Source organism: Actinacidiphila alni (assembly GCF_900112845.1).
GTDB classification, from domain to species: Bacteria; Actinomycetota; Actinomycetes; order Streptomycetales; family Streptomycetaceae; genus Actinacidiphila; species Actinacidiphila alni.
The window spans coordinates 40,589-57,554 of the sequence record NZ_FONG01000015.1 but is presented as its reverse complement, the minus strand read 5'-3'; the positions used below and the strand labels follow the sequence as shown (position 1 = coordinate 57,554).

The following is a 16,966-nucleotide window of genomic DNA, read 5'->3' as shown; positions in this document are numbered from 1 at the left end:
ACGGCCGGAATATGAGGGTCCTTCGACCCTATCGGGTCAACGCGAATATGAGCAGGGTGCACGTCACATGAGCGCACCGGCCCGGCAGCGGCCCGGACGTGGCCCCCGGCGTACGGGACGGTTCCGCCCATGGGGGACGATGGCTGCGTGGCAGCAGACAAACGTGGCAACAAGACCTTGCGGGACCTGGTGCTGTCGATGGTGGCGATCGGCGCCGTCGTCGCCGTCATCTACGTCTTCATCCCGCACGACTCCAAGGCCGACCCGACCAAGCCGGTCACCTTCAACGTCGAGCTGGGCCAGGCCCGGCGCGACGCGCCGTACAAGGTGGCGGGTCCCGAAGGGCTGCCCGCGACCTGGCGCGCCACCTCGGTCACGTACAACGCGGCCGACCCGAAGAACGTGACCTGGCACATCGGCTTCGTCGACCCCCAGGACCAGTACGTGGCCGTCGAGCAGAGCAATGCCGCGGCCGACCCGTACATCAAGGACGTCACCTTCGGCGCGCACCGCGACGGGACGCGTACGGTCACCGCCGGCGGCCTGGTCTGGGACCGCTACACCGGCAAGAAGTACAACGCCCTGATCCGCAAGGAGCAGGGCGTGACGACGGTGGTGCTGGGCACCGGGCAGGACGGTGAGCTGACGGCGATGGCCGCCGCGCTGAAGGAGCGCGGCGGCCACTGAGGCTGTCCCTGCCGGGGAGGACCCGGGTCAGACGGTCGTGACGACCTGGTCGTACTCCAGGCGCGGGTTGCGCGGGTACCAGGCGTTCTCGCCGGGCTTGCCGATGTTCACCACGGCCAGCACCGAGTGCTCGCCGTCGGCGAAGAACTCCTTGTTCAGGCCCTCGGCGTCGAAGCCGGTCATCGGCCCCGCGGCCAGGCCGGCGGCGCGCACACCGATGATGAAGTAGCCGACCTGGAGGGCGGCGTTCAGCGCGGCGGACTGCTCGCGGACCGGGCGCTCGCCGAAGATGACGTCCTTGGCCTGCGGGAAGGACGGGAGCACGGTGGGCAGCTCCTCGTGGAACTCGTTGTCCGCGGCGAGTATCGCGACCAGCGGCGCGGTCGAGGTCTTCGGCTTGTTGCCGTCGGCCATGTGCCGGACCAGGCGCTCGCGGCCCTCGGCGGAGCGGACCAGGACGACACGCAGCGGCTGCTGGTTGAACGCGGTCGGCGCGTACTTCACCAGGTCGTAGATCTCCTGGACCTGCTCGTCGGTCACCGGCTCCTCGGTGAACGTGTTCGCGGTGCGGGCCTCGCGGAAGAGCAGGTCCTGGGTGGCGGTGTCGAGCAGCAGAGTCATGCGGTGTCCTCAGGTCGATCGGGCGTACGAGGGGAGCGCGCCGGGGGGTCGGCGCGTCGAACACCACGACTCAACCTGAGTGAATGTTCAACCATTCCCGGTGGAATGTGTGACTCCGGTCACGCTCGTACGCTTCTGACCTGCGGAGCGGCCCTATCCGGCCGCGTCCTCGCCCTCCTCCTCGCTCGCGGCGGTCCCGTCGTCGTCGGTGGCGCCGTCCTCCGCAGCCAGCGCCGCGTCCAGCCGGGCCCGCGCGCCCTCCAGCCAGCGGCGGCAGACCTTCGCCAGCTCCTCGCCGCGCTCCCACAGCGCGAGCGACTCCTCCAGCGTCGCGCCGCCCGCCTCCAGCCGGCGCACGACGTCGATGAGTTCATCGCGGGCCTGCTCGTACCCGAGGGTGGTGCCGGTGCTCTCCTGGTCTGCCATGGGGGCAAGCCTAGGGCGAGGGTGGGACAGCTCCGGTGACGCGGACCCCGACGTCACCCTCACCTTGTGCGGGACGTCACCCCTGCCCGGTGACCCGGACCGCGAAGTCGCCCTCGGCGACCCGCGCGCGCAGCGCCTCGTCCGCCGTCACCTCCGCCGGGTCGCGGACCACCGAGCCGTCCTCCCGTTGCAGCACCGCGTATCCGCGCCGCAGCGTCGCGGCCGGGGACAGGGCCACCACCCGCGCCAGGGTGTGCGACAGGTCGGCGTCTGCGCGGTCCAGCAGATGGCGCAGGGTGCGCCGGCCCCGGTCCACCCGGCCGGCCACCTCCGCCGCACGGCCGTCGATCATCCCGTACGGCGCCGCCATCGACGGCCGGCTCAGCGCCGCCTCCAGCCCGCGCTCCTCCCGGTCGATCAGACCGCGAATCACCCGCAGCGCCCGGTCCTGCACCAGCCGCACCCGGGCCAGCTCCTCCCGGACGTCCGGCACGATCCGCTTGGCCGCGTCGGTGGGCGTGGACGCCCGCAGGTCGGCCACCAGGTCCAGCAGCGGGGAGTCCGGCTCGTGCCCGATCGCCGAGACCACCGGGGTCCGGCAGTCCGCCACCGCCCGCACCAGCTCCTCGTCGGAGAACGGCAGCAGATCCTCGACGCTGCCGCCGCCGCGCGCCACCACGATCACGTCCACGTCCGGATGCGCGTCCAGCTCCCGTACCGCCTCGATCACCCGCGGCACCGCGCTCGCGCCCTGCACCGGCACATTGCGCACCTCGAAGCGGACGGCGGGCCAGCGCAGCCGCGCGTTCTCCCGTACGTCCCGCTCGGCCGCCGACGCGCGGCCGGTCACCAGGCCGATCAGCTGCGGAAGGAACGGTATGGGCCGCTTGCGGTCCAGCGCGAACAGGCCCTCGGCGGCCAGCGTCTTCTTCAACCGCTCCAGCCGCGCGAGCAGTTCGCCGACGCCGACCGGGCGGATCTCCACCGCGCGCAGCGAGAGCTGGCCGCGCGGCCCGTACCACTCCGGCTTGGCGTGCAGCACCACCCGCGCGCCCTCGCCGACCACGTCCGCGACCTGCTCGAAGACACCGCGGAAGCACGTCACGGTGATCGACACGTCGTGCGAGGGGTCGCGCAGCGTCATGAACACCACGCCCGCGCCCGGCCGTCGCGACAGCTGGGTGATCTGCCCCTCCACCCACACCGCGCCCAGCCGGTCGATCCAGCCGCCGATCAGCCGGGACACCTCACCGACCGGGATCGGCGTGTCCGCCGAGGTGTTCAGAGCCATGCCCGGCAGCGTAACCGTCACCACCGACGGACCGGCACAACCGCCGTGCCCCCGCACGCCCCCGCGGCCGCGACCGGCGTCCCCGTACGATGGACCCATGACTGCTGCTACGACCGCCCGCCGCGTCCTCCTCGCCGCCCCCCGCGGGTACTGCGCGGGCGTGGACCGGGCCGTGATCACCGTCGAGAAGGCGCTGGAGCAGTACGGCGCCCCGGTCTATGTGCGCAAGCAGATCGTGCACAACAAATACGTCGTCCAGACGCTGGAGAAGAAGGGCGCGATCTTCGTCGACGAGACGGACGAGGTGCCCGAGAACGCCATCGTCATCTTCTCCGCGCACGGCGTGGCCCCGGTCGTCCACGAGGAGGCCGCAGAGCGCCGCCTCGCCTCGATCGACGCCACCTGCCCGCTGGTCACCAAGGTCCACAAGGAAGCCGTCCGGTACGCCAAGGACGACTACGACATCCTGCTGATCGGCCACGACGGCCACGAAGAGGTCATCGGCACGATGGGCGAGGCGCCCGACCACATGCACTTGGTCGACGGCCCCGCCGACGCCGCCAACGTCAAGGTCCGCGACGAGTCCAAGGTCGTCTGGCTCTCCCAGACCACGCTGTCGGTGGACGAGACGATGGAGACGGTCGACGCGCTCAAGGACCGCTTCCCCAACCTGCTCTCGCCGCCCAGCGACGACATCTGCTACGCCACGCAGAACCGCCAGGTCGCCATCAAGCAGATCGCCGCGGACGCCGACCTCGTCATCGTCGTCGGCTCCCGCAACTCCTCCAACTCCATCCGGCTGGTCGAGGTCGCCCTCCAGGCCGGCGCCGGCGCCTCCTACCTGGTCGACTTCGCCGAGGAGTGCGAGGAGGGCTGGCTGGACGGCGTCACCACCGTCGGCGTCACCTCCGGCGCCTCCGTCCCCGAGATCCTCGTCGACGGCGTCCTGGACTGGCTGGCCGCGCGCGGCTTCGCCGACGTCCAGGTGGTCACCTCCGCCGAGGAGTCCATCCAGTTCTCGCTGCCCAAGGAACTGCGCCGCGATCTGCGTGCCGAGGCCGCCGCCGGGGAATCCGCCAAGAGGTGACTTTTTCCCGTCACCTCTAACCTGGGGGCCATGAATATGTTCGGTGTGGACATCGGTGGTACGGGAATCAAGGGGGCTCCGGTCGATCTCGACCAGGGCGCCCTGTCGGACGCGCGGTACAAGATCGACACCCCGCAACCCGCGACCCCGGAATCGGTGATCGACGGGGTGCACCAGGTCATCGAGCACTTCGGCTGGTCAGGACCGGTCGGCGTGACCTTCCCCGGCGTGGTGGTGGACGGCACCACGCGGACCGCGGCCAACGTCGACTCCGGCTGGGTCGGGCTCGACGCGCGCGGCATGCTCGGCGACCGGCTCGGCCTGCCGGTGGTCGTGCTCAACGACGCGGACGCGGCGGGCGTCGCCGAGATGACCTTCGGCGCGGGCCGCGGCCGGGGCGGCACGGTGATCATGCTGACGCTCGGCACCGGCATCGGCAGCGCCCTGTTCGTGGACGGCCACCTGGTGCCCAACACCGAGCTGGGCCACCTGGAGCTGCACGGGCACGACGCGGAGAAGCGGGCCTCGGTCAAGGCGCGCGAGGACGAGGACCTGAGCTGGGAGCACTGGGCGCACCGGCTGAAGAAGTACCTCGCGCACGTGGAGATGCTCTTCTCGCCCGATCTGTTCGTGATCGGCGGCGGGGTCAGCCGCAAGCCCGACAAGTTCCTGCCGCTGATCCACGGGATCAGCGCCGAGATCGTCCCTGCCGAGCTGCAGAATTCCGCGGGGATCGTGGGCGCCGCGATGGCAGCCGCAAAGCTCTGACCGCCACGATCGCGGCGGCCAGCACCGTACCGGCGTAGAGCCAGCCGGTCATCAGCGCGAGACCGGTGAACACGCCGAGCAGATGACCGGCCAGGCCGCCGCCCCCGCTGTCCGCGGTCAGCGCGATGGCCACCGCGAAGGCGATCGGCGCCGCGACCGGGGCGGCCACCAGGTCGTACGGGCGTACGTAGACGGCCGCCGTCGCGCTGACCGCCACGAAGACCAGCCCGAAGAAGACGCCGGGCCCGTCGAAGAGCAGGGCGTCCAGGCCGGCCGCCGCGACCGTCACGGCCGTGGTCAGCAGCCCGATGCCCAGGCCCGTCAGCCGGGGTCTGGGCCGCTGGGCGGTACGCAGCCGGGCCGCCGCCAGCCGCACCGCGGCCGCCGCCCCCGCCTGACCGCCCGGCCGGGGGGCGCGGTACACCCCGACTGCGGCTTCTCCGCCGGGCCCCGGGGCGGCACTCGTACGCGCACTGTGTTGGTCCACCTACTTACAGTAGGCACGGCAGTCGGGTGATCGCACGGCGGGACACGCCTTTGGACCGGTACGGGGTCGGCTTCGGGGCCGGGTCCGGGTCGGGTCCGGCCCGGTGTTCGACCGGCGGCCGGGGGTGCGTGGCGCGGGCCCGTAGACTGGTCGCCGTCGCCCTCCACCCCTTCACCGCTCCGGGAAGTCTCCACGTGTCGCTCTCCATCGGAATCGTCGGCCTGCCCAATGTCGGCAAGTCGACGCTCTTCAACGCCCTGACCAAGAACGACGTGCTGGCGGCCAACTACCCGTTCGCCACGATCGAGCCGAACGTCGGAGTCGTGGGCGTCCCCGACCCCCGCCTGACCACGCTCGCGGAGATCTTCGGGTCGGCCCGCATCCTGCCCGCGACCGTCGACTTCGTGGACATCGCCGGCATCGTCCGCGGCGCCTCCGAGGGCGAGGGCCTGGGCAACAAATTCCTGGCCAATATCCGCGAGTCCGACGCGATCTGCCAGGTCATCCGGGCCTTCAAGGACGACAACGTGGTGCATGTCGACGGCCGGGTCTCGCCGAAGGACGACATCGAGACCATCAACACCGAGCTGATCCTCGCCGACCTCCAGTCGGTCGAGAAGGCCATCCCGCGGCTCACCAAGGAGGCCCGCCTCCAGAAGGAGAAGGCCGCCGTGCTGGCCGCCGCCGAGGCCGCCCAGGAGATCCTCGCCGCCGGCGACACCCTCTTCTCCCGGGGCATCACCAAGGGCACCGAGCAGGGCGCCCTCCTGCACGAGCTGCACCTGCTCACCACCAAGCCCTTCCTCTACGTCTTCAACGTCGACGAGGACGAGCTGTCCGACGAGGACTTCAAGAACGAGCAGCGTGCCCTGGTCGCCCCCGCCGAGGCGATCTTCCTCGACGCCAAGCTCGAATCCGACCTCGTCGAACTCGACGACGCCGAGGCCCTGGAACTCCTCCAGTCCGTCGGCCAGCAGGAACCGGGCCTGTCCACCCTCGCCCGCGTCGGCTTCGAAACCCTGGGCCTGCAGACCTACCTCACCGCCGGCCCCAAGGAATCCCGCGCCTGGACCATCAAGCGCGGCGCCACTGCCCCCGAGGCGGCCGGCGTCATCCACACCGACTTCCAAAAGGGCTTCATCAAAGCCGAGGTCATCTCCTTCGCCGACCTCGTCTCCACCGGCTCCGTAGCCGACGCCCGCGCAGCGGGCAAGGCCCGGATGGAGGGCAAGGACTATGTGATGCAGGACGGGGACGTCGTTGAGTTTCGGTTCAACGTGTAGCGAACGCCTTTCGTTGCGCCGCTGGTTGGGCAGACATGCAGGCCAGAAGGGGTCGGACTCTCTCGAGTCCGACCCCTTCTGCGTCACCGTGCTGGAGCGTCGTAAGCGGTGGACCGGTGTCCCGGGTGGTCTTGAGATATGAAGCGCGGTCCGAAGAAAACTGGCCAGCCTCTGCCGTGATTGTCGCTCACGTTTGCCGATGACGAACATAATTGGCATTTATCTGTTCTCGGGTCGAGTTACTGGGCGGCGCGCCCTATGCTCCTGCACCTCAGCGATTGGACCTCGGAGGACGGACCGTGCCTGACGTCTTCGACTGTTTGGCGGAGTATGTTCATCGCAGGTGCGGGGAGGTGCTGGTCTGCCCCCATGTGGGCGACGTGCGGGAATGTCAGGCCAAACAACACTATGGCTATGAGAAATTCCGCTCCCGTGCTGTATCGGCGCGAGCGGCGCGCAAACCCTCCCAGATGTGGGAATCCATGGTGTCCATGGGGCGAATATCCGACATGCGCAATGACGACAAGTGGCGGATGATCGTCATGGATTGTCTCGTTCCTTTCCTTCGTGCGCGCTCACGGTCGATATCCCGAGATTTCTATCGCGATGTGGAGGATGTTCGGTCGGATATGTTTGAAGCTGCCCTCAATGCCTGGGAGGAGACTGCGAGGGGTGTTCCTTACCGGGAGGTTCCAACTTTGATGTTCAAGGCGGCCAACAACGCGGCCTATCGGGGTGCGAATATCCACAAGCACGAGAGCCCGGCCGACGGCATGGATATTTTTGCTGTGTTGGACGAGGCCTCTGTGGAGTCCGCGACGAGGGCTTCTTCGGTCATCCGTAACATCGATCCGAGGGATCCGGCTGTCGCCGAGCAGATCCGGGGCGAGCGCACCGGGGCGCTATGGCAGAGGTGCGGCCTCATTGAAGTGGTCAACCGCTACCATGAGGATCTTCGCGCAGGACGTCGTCAGGGAATCCGAAGCGCCCTCGTGACGGAACTGATGCTGGCACGTACGTGGGTAAGTGGCCGCAATTATTATTACCACACCTCTGAGCTGTATCCTAAATTCGTGGCCCTCCCGGCTGCTGCCGAAGCGTTGGGGATCGCCAAATCCGCTGCCTATCGAATGGTGAGCGCAGGCTCTTTCCCCTGTCTGACAACGCGTATAAAAGGAGGCATCCATGTGCCTACGGAAGCCTTGATGTATTCACTGTCCATCCCCGATGTCGTCGTTCACCTTGATGATGTAGAAAACGGGGCGATTCACGCCGGCGGCAACTGAGGCCGTCGGGCGGTGCGCCAGCGGCTGAGTGGCTGGTCGGTTCTCTGCCGCAGATCAGGCCCGGTATGGCCAATGATGCGGCTTTGCGCTAACCTCGGCGTTACTAACATTATTGTTAGTCTCATGCGTGGAGGTCGGCAGGCGTGGTGGATTTTGTGGGCCGGCGGCAGGAGCTGGCGACGCTGGAGCGCGAGCTGCGGAAGGTGGCGGCAGGGGTCGGCGGGGAGCGGCCCGGGCGGTGCGTGATGCTGCGCGGGCGGCGCCGGGTGGGCAAGTCGCGACTGGTCGAGCGGTTCGCGGAGGGCTCCGGGGCGCCGTTCTTGTTCTATGCGGCGACCGGCGCGTCCCCCAGGGACGATCTGGCGCGGCTGGCCCGGGACGCCCAGGCGTCGACGCTGCCGTTGGCGGGGCTTGTGGCCGCCGCGCGGCCGGAGAGCTGGGACGCCGCGTTCGATGTGCTGGCCGCGGCGCTGCCCGCAGACCGGGCGAGTGTGCTGGTCATCGACGAGGTGCCGTATCTGATGGACGCGGACGGCGCCTTCGAGGGGATGCTGCAACGGGCCTGGGACCGGGTGCTGGAGACCAGGCCGGTGCTGCTCGTCCTCATCGGGTCCGACCTGTCGATGATGGAGGCGCTGAACAGCTATGGGCGCCCGTTCCACCAGCGCGGACAGGAAATGGTGCTGGGACCGCTCAATCCCGCCGAGGTCGGGCGGATGCTGGGGCTGGATCCGGCGGATGCCTTCGACGCCGCGCTGGTGACCGGCGGGCTGCCGCTGATCTGCGCGGAGTGGCCGCAGGGCGCGGGCCTGTGGGACTTCCTCGGCGAGGCGTTGAGCGACCCGGTCTCGGCGCTGCTCGTGTCGGCCGAACGATCACTGGCCGCCGAGTTCCCCCCGCAGGCCCAGGCGCGTACGGTGCTGGCGGCCATCGGCAGTGGTGAGCGGACCTTCACCAACATCGCGCGGGCGGCCGGCGGCATCGGGGCCACGCCGTTGCAACGGGCACTGGAGCTGTTGACGGACAAGCGGATCGTCGCCGCGGAGCTGCCCGTGTCGCTGCGTCCGTCGAAGGACCGCCGCTACCGGGTGACGGATCCCTACCTGCGGTTCTGGCTGCACCTGCTCGGTCCCGCCATGGAGGAGATCGAGCGGGGCCGGGGCGATCTGACGTTGGCGCGGATCCGGGAGAACTGGACCGGCTGGCGCGGCCGGGCGGTCGAACCGCTCGTCCGCGAGGCGCTCGCCCGGACGCTGCCCGACGACCGGCTCCCCGCGGCCCCCGCGGTGGGCGGCTACTGGACCCGCACCAACGATGTCGAGATCGACATCATCGGTGCGGACCGCGCCCCCATCGCCAAGGAACTGCTCTTCGTGGGCTCCATCAAGTGGCTGGAGCGATCGCCCTTCGACCGGCACGACTTGGCGGCTCTCCATCGGCACCGAGCCGCCCTCACCGACCAGCCCGTACCCGTCGTCGCGGTCTCCCGCAGCGGCATCGACGCTCCGGGCCTCGACGCGGCCTACGGCCCCGGCGATCTGCTGGCCGCCTGGCCGCTGTGAGCGGCGGCCGTCACCCGCCCTGCGGAGCCGGAGCGGCGCGTACGACCTGGGGATGACCCGGGGTCGGCACCGGGGTACTGGCCGGGGCGGGGTATTCACCTCTGGGGGACCACGGGAATGCGGCGGGGTGTTTTTAGCGTGGAGCACGGGTCGCGAGGCGGCCCGTTCCCGTACGCAGCGCACCCCCGGGGGTACTTCCGTGGCCACGTATCTGTACCGGCTGGGCCGGTTCTCCTTCCGGCGGCGACGGCTCGTGCTGCTGGTGTGGGTGGCGGTGCTCGCCGCGATCGGTATCGGCGCCGCGAGCGTGTCCAGCAGCACCACGGACACCTTCAGCATCCCCGGCACACAGTCCCAGAAGGCCCTCGACCTGCTGACCGAGCAGTTCCCGCAAGCCTCGGCCGACGGGGCCACCGCCCGGGTGGTCTTCGAGGCCCCGCACGGCCGGAAGCTGACGTCCGGGACCGACAAGGCCGAGGTCGAACGGCTGGTCGCCGACCTCGGCAGGGCCGACCAGGTGAAGACGGTCGCCGACCCGTACGCCGGCGGCACCGTCTCCAAGGACGGCACGATCGGCTACGCGCAGGTGACGTACAAAGTCGCGGACACCGACGTCACCGACCGGGCGCGGACGGACCTGAAGGACATCGCCGCCAAGGGCGAGAAGGCCGGGCTGCACGTCAGCATGGGCGGCACCGCGGTCGCCGAGGAGCCGGGGCAGAGCTCGACCGAGCTGATCGGCATCCTGATCGCCGCCGTCGTCCTCGTCGTCACCTTCGGCTCGCTGGTCGCCGCAGGACTGCCGCTGCTGACCGCGCTGTTCGGGGTGGGCCTGGCCGTCCTGTCGATCACCCTCGCCAGTTCGGTCGTCGACCTCAGCTCCAGCACGAGCACCCTGGCCCTGATGCTCGGCCTCGCGGTGGCCATCGACTACGCCCTGTTCATCGTCTCCCGCTACCGGGGCGAGCTGAAGAACGGCCACGCGCCGGAGGAAGCGGCGGGCCGGGCGCTCGGCACGGCCGGCTCCGCCGTGGTGTTCGCCGGGCTCACCGTGATCATCGCGCTGGCCGGCCTCAGCGTCATCGGCATCGGGATGCTCACCGACCTCGGGCTCGGCGCCGCCTTCGCCGTCGTCGTCGCCGTGGTCATCGCACTCACCCTGCTGCCCGCCATGCTCGGCTTCGCCGGCGCCCGGATCGCCACCGGGAAGCTCACCTCGCGCCGGATGCGCTCGGCCGACCACGAGCCGATGGGCGTGCGCTGGTCGCAATTCGTGCTCCGCAACCCGGTCCGGGTCCTCGTCACGGCGGTGGCCGGGCTGCTGCTGCTCGCCACCCCGGCCCTGTCGCTCGAACTCGGCATGCCCAGCGACGCGACCGCCACCCCCGGCAGCACCCAGCGCATCGCGTACGACACCATCAGCGACGGTTTCGGCGCCGGCTACAACGGCCCGCTGTCGGTGGTGGTCGACGCACGCGGCAGCGACGACCCCAAGGCCGCCGCGCACGACACCGCCGCGATGCTGGACGCGTTGCCCGACGTCGCCTCGGTGAGCCCCGCGGCCTTCAACGGCAGCGGCGACGTGGCACTGATCCGTACGGTGCCCGGCTCGTCGCCCAGCAGCCAGCGGACCGTCGACCTGGTCTCCGACATCCGCGACCGGGGCGCGGCCCTGCGCGCCGACACCGGCGCCGAGGTGATGGTCACCGGCACCACCGCGCTCAACATCGACATCTCCGACAAGCTGAGCGCCGCCCTGATCCCGTACCTGTGCGTGGTCGTCGGCCTGGCGCTGATCCTGCTGATGCTGGTCTTCCGGTCGGTGCTGGTGCCGCTCAAGGCGGCGGCCGGCTTCCTGCTGAGCGTGCTCGCGACCCTCGGCGTCGTCGTCGCGGTCTTCCAGAAGGGCTGGTTCGCGGACGTCTTCGGCGTCGACCAGACGGGCCCGGTCGTCAGCATCCTGCCGATCTTCATGATCGGCGTGGTGTTCGGGCTCGCCATGGACTACCAGGTGTTCCTCGTGACCCGGATGCGCGAGGAGTATGTGCACGGCGCCGAGCCGAGGGAGGCGGTCGTCGCCGGCTTCCGGCACGGCGCCCGGGTGGTCACGGCCGCGGCGATCATCATGATCGCGGTGTTCTCCGGCTTCATCTTCAGCGACCAGTCGATCATCAAGTCCATGGGCCTCGGCCTGGCCGCCGCGGTCCTGCTCGACGCGTTCGTGGTGCGGATGACGATCGTGCCCGCCGTCATGGCACTGCTCGGCCGCCGCGCCTGGTCGCTGCCCGGGTGGCTGGACCGGCTGCTGCCCAATGTGGACGTGGAGGGCGAGAAGCTGCGGCACGTGCTGGACGACGGGTCCGCGAACGGCGCGCCGGAGCCCGAGCGCGTGGCCACCGGAAGGAGCTGAGCCGCCGCCGTGCCCAGCGTAAGGAGCCGAGCCGCCGCCGTGCCCACCGGGAAGGGCTGAGCCGCCGCCGTACCATCCGGAGCAGGGCAGGGCGTACGGCCCGGCCGTGACCGACCACCCGTTTCGGAGGAGACGTGACCACCTCGACCGCCGCCGCGCCGTCGGGCTCCTCGTTCGCGCCCGAGGCGCTGCTCGGCGGTGCGGGGCGGCGCTCGGACCTGCTGATCATCCGCATGCTGCGGCGGGTGATGCAGGTGGACCGGAATCTGCCGTGGGCCCGGCGGCTGGGCGTCACGCTGTTCTGCGCCCTGATCGGCATCCCGGCGCTGTCGGACGCGGGCGCCGACGGCGGCCCGGGGGTGCCGGTGCTGCTCGCCCTCACCGTCGCCTTCTGCGTCCCGCTGCTGTGGCGGCAGCAGCGCCCGATCGCGGTCTTCGCCGTCACCTCCGCCGTCTCCGCGGTCGCCCTCGCCCTGGACGCCCACACCGGGTCCGAGGTCGCGCGGGTGGTGGCGCTGCTCAATGTGGGCCGGGCCGGGCGGCCCGTGCAGCTCGCGGTCTGCCTGGGGATCGCGGTCGCGCAGACCGCCGTCTCGGTCGCGGTCAGCGGCGAGGCGGAGAACACCAGCCTCCAGACCTGGGTGGTCGCCCTGGTCCAGGCGGCCCTGGTGGTGGCGGTCGCCGCCGCCGGCCTGGTCGTACGAGTGGTCAACGCGTACATCAGCGCGCTGCACGAACGCGCCGTGCAGCTGGAGGTCGAGCGCGACCAGCGGGCCCGGCTCGCCGCCGCGGCCGAACGCGCCCGCGTCGCCCGGGAGATGCACGACATCCTCGGCCACACCCTCGCCGTCATCGTCGGCCTCGCGAACGGCGCCGCGGGACTGACCGAGGCGAAACCGGAGCGGGGCGCCGAGACGCTGCGGATCATCGCCGACAGCGGGCGCGGCGCGCTGGCCGAACTGCGCCGGCTGCTCGCGGTGATCGGCGACGACGACCGGGCGGCGGCCGAGGGCACACCGCTCGCGCCGCAGCCCGGCTTCCGGGACCTGGACGCGCTGCTGGAACGGGTCCGCGCCGCGGGCCCCGCCGTCACCCTGCACACCGAGGGCGCCTGGGCCGACCTGCCGTCCGGCCTCCAACTCGCCGTCTACCGCGTCCTCCAGGAGGCGCTGACCAATACGCTCAAGCACGCGGCGGCCGGCACGGCCGTACGGATCACGCTGGCCGCCGACGGCGCCGCCGTACGCCTCACCGTCGAGGACGGCGGACCGGCCCGCACCGCCCGCCCCAATGACGAGGGCCGCGGTCTGGTCGGCATGCGCGAACGGGCCGCGCTCTACGGCGGGACGGTGACGGCCGGGCCCAACGACCGGGGCGGCTGGACCGTACGGGCCCGCTTCCTGATGGCGACCACGTCGGCTGCCGCGAGCGCCATCGCGACCGCCACCGGCATGGTGAGCCCCCCATCGTCCACGGCATCGGCATCCACGGCATCGGCATCCACGGAGAAGCGCCCCTCATGACCACCGTTCTGATCGTCGACGACCAGGCCCTGCAACGGCTCGGCTTCAGCATGCTGATGGAGCAGCACCCGGACGTGGCCGTCGTCGGCGAGGCCACGCACGGCGCGGAGGCGGTGCGCATGACCGCCGAACTGCGCCCCGACGTCGTACTGATGGACGTCCGGATGCCCGGCATGGACGGCATCGAGGCCACCCGCCGCATCGTGCGGTCCGGCGGCCGTTCCCGCGTCCTGGTCCTGACCACCTTCGACCTCGACGAGTACGCCTACGCGGCGTTGCGGGCCGGCGCCAGCGGCTTCCTGCTCAAGGACGCCCTGCCGGACGAACTGATCGCGGGCGTACGGGCGGTGGCCGCGGGCGACGCCGTCATCGCGCCGGGACTGACCCGGAAACTGCTCGACGCCTTCGCCGACCGGATCCCGGGCCGGACCGCCGAACAGGAGCGCAGGCTCGCCGCGTTGACCGACCGCGAACGCGAGGTGCTCACCGCGATGGCCACCGGCTGGAGCAACACCGAGATCGCCGAACGCTTCTCGCTCGCCGAGTCCACGGTCAAGTCCCATGTGAGCCGGGTGCTCGGCAAGATCGGGGCCCGGGACCGCGTGCAGGCGGTGATCTTCGCCTACGACGCGGGTCTGGTGAAGCCCTGCTGACCCGCGCCGGACCCCGAACTCCCGTTATCCCAGCGGGAAGTCGAAGTACGTGTCCGGGTACGGCTCGTCGGTGAGCGTGTAGTGCCACCACTCGCACGCGTACGAGGCGAAGCCGCACGACTCCATCACGCAGCGCAGCTGCGTCCGGTTGCGGGCCGCGGCCGCGGGGACGCCGGGCGCGCCGTGGTGCGAGACCGGGTCCATCAGGTCGTGGCCGCCGCCCATGGCGGCGAGTTCGCCGGTCGCGAGGTCGAAGAGCGTCAGGTCGACCGTACTGCCCCTGCTGTGGCCGGACTTGGCGGCCACATAGCCCCGCTCGAACATCTCGGGCCGCGCAATACGGGGGTAGTGCCGCGGCTTGGTGCGGCCGTCCTCCGGCTGCCGCGACCAGTCCAGGAAGCGGTCGACGGCGCGCTGCGGGCGGTAGCCGTCCCACAACAGCAGCCCGAAGCCGAGGGATTCGGCCTTGTCGCGCGCCTTCTCCAGGGCCGCGCACAGCGCCCGGGTGCCGGCGACACGGTTGACGGGGTAGCCGTCGACGGGCCTGCCGGTGAAGTTGTCCCAGGTCGCGTACTTGGCGTCCCAGCGTATGCCGGGGACCAGTTCGTCCACGAAGGCGAAGTCGTCGTTCATCGGTCCTTCCCCGCGAGCGTGAGCGTGATGATCCGGTCCAGCACGTCGCCGAGCGGCATCCCGGCGGCGGCCATCATCCGGGGGTAGCGGCTGTACGAGGTCAGGCCGGGCAGGGTGTTGACCTCGTTGAGCACGACACGGCCGTCCTCGGTGAGGAACATGTCCACCCGCGCCAGACCCCGGCAGCCCAGGGCGCGGTAGACGGCCTTGGCCGTCTCCTGGACCAGGGCACGCGCCTGCGCCGGGATGTCGGCGGGCACGATCGGGGTGGAGTTCTCCGAGCCGGTCTCGGGCGCGTCCTCCTGGTGGATACGGAAGAAGCCGTGGGACAGCGCGATGTGGTCGACCTCGCCGGTGATCAGGTCCGGGTCGACGCCCAGCACGGCGCAGCCGACCTCGCTGCCGGCGACCGCGCCCTCGATCAGCACCTTGCTGTCGTACCGCCGCGCCTCCCGCACCGCGCCCGCCAGGTCCTCCTCGCGGGTCACCTTGCTGACGCCGAAGGACGAGCCGGAGCGGGCGGGCTTGACGAAGACGGGATACGTGAGCCGGCCGGCGCCGAGCCCCTCGGAGCCGTCGTCGAGGGCGTCCGAGGCCGCGGTGACGGTCCGGAAGTCCGGGGTCGCGATGCCCGCGGCGGCGACCACCGCGTACGCCAGGGACTTGTCCATGCACAGCGCCGAACTCTGGATGTCGCAGCCCGCGTACGGGATGCCGGACAGCTCCAACAGGCCCTGGATCGCGCCGTCCTCGCCGAATCTGCCGTGCAGCACGGGCAGGACGGCGTCGAGGCCGACGGTGCCGTAACGGCCCTGTTCGAGGACGAGCAGGCCGCGTACGGCGCGGTCGGGCGAGAGCAGGGCGGGGCGGGAGCCGGTGGTCTCCCAGTCGGGGCGCGGGCCGTCGCACAGCCGCCAGGCGCCGTCCTTGGTGATGCCGATCCAGTAGGGCTCGTATTTCGTGGTGTCCAGGCTCGCGGCGACTTCCCGCGCGGACTTGACGGAGACGGCGTGCTCCTCGCAGGCGCCGCCGAAGAGGATGCCGAGCTTCAACTTCCCCGTGGTGTCAGTCATGTGGATTCCCGCTTTCGAAGGTCAGGCAGTTGGCAAGGGAGTTCTCGACCGTGTCGCGCAGGGCGTGGTCGGTGAAGTAGGCCGTGTGCGGACTGATCAGCACCTGCGGCATCTCCTGGAGCCGGAGCAGCGCTTTGCTGTCGATCGGCGTATCGCGGCGGTCGGCGTAGAAGACGCCCTCCTCGCCTTCGAGGACGTCAAGCGCCGCGCCGCCGAGCCGGCCGCTCTCCAGCGCCTCGACCAGGGCGGCGGTGTCGAGCAGCGCGCCGCGCCCGGTGTTGACGACGTACGCGTCGCGCTTCATCGCGCCGATGCGGCGCCGGTCCAGCAGGTGGTGGGTGGCCGCGGTGAGCGGGGTGTGCAGGGTGACGATGTCGCTCTGCCGCAGCAGGGTGTCCAGCGGTACGTGCCCGGCCGCGCTTCCGCCGTCGGGTGTCCTGCTGTCGTACGTCAGCGTCCGGCAGCCGAAGCCGCGCAGCCGGCCGAGGACGGCCGTACCGATCCGGCCGGTGCCGACGACGCCGACCGTCAGATCGCGCAGTTCCCGGCCGCGGACCTCGTGCAGCCGGTAGTCGTGCACATCGGTGCGGCGGATCATCGGCTTCGCGTGCCGGACCGCCATCAGCATCAGCATCAGCGTGTAATCGGCGACGCTGTCGGGCGAATAGGAGACGTTGCCGACGCACATGCCGAGGCGCTTGGCGTACGCGACGTCGATGTGGTTGCAGCCGATGCTCCGGGTGGAGACGTACGCGACGCCGGCCCGGGCCAGCGCGCGCAGCGCGGCATGCGTGACGGGTGTCTTGTGGCCGACGCTCACGCACCGGTTCCCGGCCGCCAGGGCGGAGTTGGCCGCCGAGACCGGCGCGTCCGTGACGGTCACCGTGACGCCGTGGCGTGCCGCCAGCTCCCGGAAGAGCGCGGCCTCGTCGCGGCCGCATCCGTAGGCGGTGATTCCCGTGGTGATTCCCGCGGTGGTTCCCGTGGCGGGCGACGAGATCGGTTCGCTGGTGGTCATGCGCCCAGTGAAGGCGGCGGCGCGTTGCCGGTGCGTATGGGAATTCCGATATACCGGCAATACGTTACCGACGGGTAAGATATGGTCCGCGTATCGGAAATCGGATACGGGCGGGCAACACCGCGCCGCCTTGACTGCACGGCATGAATTCCGACGTC

General features: G+C 70.7%; 16 protein-coding genes. 9 read left to right on the top strand and 7 right to left on the bottom strand.

From position 1 onward, the window contains the following. Positions 1–147 precede the first annotated feature (147 nt). Positions 148–687 carry a DUF4245 domain-containing protein gene (locus BM076_RS23555; RefSeq protein WP_322936168.1) on the top strand — a complete coding sequence of 180 codons (540 nt, stop codon included), beginning with the start codon at positions 148–150 and terminating at the stop codon, positions 685–687. A gap of 27 nt (positions 688–714) precedes the next feature. On the opposite strand, the gene BM076_RS23550 is transcribed toward BM076_RS23555, so the two are convergent. The 3 genes from BM076_RS23550 to xseA form a co-directional block, all read right to left on the bottom strand. Then, on the bottom strand, positions 715–1,308 hold the full coding sequence (locus tag BM076_RS23550) for a malonic semialdehyde reductase (RefSeq protein WP_093715679.1): 594 nt from the start codon (positions 1,306–1,308) through the stop codon (positions 715–717). A gap of 153 nt (positions 1,309–1,461) precedes the next feature. Then, positions 1,462–1,734: an exodeoxyribonuclease VII small subunit gene (locus BM076_RS23545; RefSeq protein WP_093715678.1), complete on the bottom strand. Its 273-nt coding sequence runs from the start codon at positions 1,732–1,734 to the stop codon at positions 1,462–1,464. 76 nt (positions 1,735–1,810) lie between these two features. Beyond that, entirely contained in the window at positions 1,811–3,025 is a 1,215-nt protein-coding gene (xseA, locus tag BM076_RS23540; RefSeq protein WP_093715677.1) for an exodeoxyribonuclease VII large subunit, read from the bottom strand. A gap of 97 nt (positions 3,026–3,122) precedes the next feature. Here xseA and BM076_RS23535 point away from each other — a divergent pair, with 97 nt between their 5' ends. Together BM076_RS23535 and ppgK are read left to right on the top strand one after the other, a co-directional pair. Then, the gene (locus BM076_RS23535) at positions 3,123–4,112 is read left to right on the top strand and encodes a 4-hydroxy-3-methylbut-2-enyl diphosphate reductase (protein ID WP_093715676.1); all 990 of its coding nucleotides are present in this window, start codon (positions 3,123–3,125) and stop codon (positions 4,110–4,112) included. A 30-nt stretch (positions 4,113–4,142) separates the two neighbouring features. After that, positions 4,143–4,880 (top strand): polyphosphate--glucose phosphotransferase, encoded by a 738-nt coding sequence (ppgK, locus tag BM076_RS23530; RefSeq protein WP_093715675.1) that lies wholly within the window; start codon positions 4,143–4,145, stop codon positions 4,878–4,880. Here ppgK and BM076_RS23525 read toward each other — a convergent pair. Continuing rightward, on the bottom strand, positions 4,801–5,367 hold the full coding sequence (locus BM076_RS23525) for a DUF6542 domain-containing protein (protein ID WP_143120624.1): 567 nt from the start codon (positions 5,365–5,367) through the stop codon (positions 4,801–4,803). The genes ppgK and BM076_RS23525 overlap by 80 nt on opposite strands. Before the next feature lie 194 nt (positions 5,368–5,561). On the opposite strand from BM076_RS23525, the gene ychF reads away from it, so the two are divergent. The 6 genes from ychF (at position 5,562) to BM076_RS23500 (ending at position 14,084) form a co-directional block, all read left to right on the top strand. Beyond that, positions 5,562–6,650 carry a redox-regulated ATPase YchF gene (gene ychF, locus BM076_RS23520; RefSeq protein WP_093715673.1) on the top strand — a complete coding sequence of 363 codons (1,089 nt, stop codon included), beginning with the start codon at positions 5,562–5,564 and terminating at the stop codon, positions 6,648–6,650. 299 nt (positions 6,651–6,949) lie between these two features. After that, the gene (locus tag BM076_RS36185; RefSeq protein ID WP_143120623.1) at positions 6,950–7,936 is read left to right on the top strand and encodes a hypothetical protein; all 987 of its coding nucleotides are present in this window, start codon (positions 6,950–6,952) and stop codon (positions 7,934–7,936) included. Between the two features lie 143 nt (positions 7,937–8,079). Further along, the gene (locus BM076_RS23515) at positions 8,080–9,498 is read left to right on the top strand and encodes an ATP-binding protein (protein ID WP_093715672.1); all 1,419 of its coding nucleotides are present in this window, start codon (positions 8,080–8,082) and stop codon (positions 9,496–9,498) included. A 199-nt stretch (positions 9,499–9,697) separates the two neighbouring features. Next, the gene (locus tag BM076_RS23510; protein WP_093715671.1) at positions 9,698–11,908 is read left to right on the top strand and encodes an MMPL family transporter; all 2,211 of its coding nucleotides are present in this window, start codon (positions 9,698–9,700) and stop codon (positions 11,906–11,908) included. Between the two features lie 134 nt (positions 11,909–12,042). Then, a complete protein-coding gene (locus BM076_RS23505; RefSeq protein WP_245796253.1) occupies positions 12,043–13,431 on the top strand; it encodes a sensor histidine kinase in 1,389 nt (462 codons plus the stop codon). After that, positions 13,428–14,084: a response regulator gene (locus BM076_RS23500; protein WP_093715670.1), complete on the top strand. Its 657-nt coding sequence runs from the start codon at positions 13,428–13,430 to the stop codon at positions 14,082–14,084. Before BM076_RS23505 ends, BM076_RS23500 begins: the two co-directional genes overlap by 4 nt. Before the next feature lie 24 nt (positions 14,085–14,108). On the opposite strand, the gene vanX is transcribed toward BM076_RS23500, so the two are convergent. The 3 genes from vanX to BM076_RS23485 are packed head-to-tail and all read right to left on the bottom strand — an operon-like array spanning position 14,109 to position 16,808. Then, complete coding sequence (gene vanX, locus BM076_RS23495) at positions 14,109–14,717, bottom strand: D-Ala-D-Ala dipeptidase VanX (RefSeq protein ID WP_093715669.1); 609 nt, start codon at positions 14,715–14,717, stop codon at positions 14,109–14,111. After that, positions 14,714–15,790, bottom strand: coding sequence for a D-alanine--(R)-lactate ligase (gene vanA, locus BM076_RS23490; RefSeq protein WP_093715668.1), 1,077 nt, complete (start codon positions 15,788–15,790; stop codon positions 14,714–14,716). The genes vanX and vanA overlap by 4 nt, the downstream gene beginning before the upstream one ends. Next, a complete protein-coding gene (locus tag BM076_RS23485) occupies positions 15,783–16,808 on the bottom strand; it encodes an NAD(P)-dependent oxidoreductase (protein ID WP_093715667.1) in 1,026 nt (341 codons plus the stop codon). Before BM076_RS23485 ends, vanA begins: the two co-directional genes overlap by 8 nt. Positions 16,809–16,966: the final 158 nt, after the last annotated feature.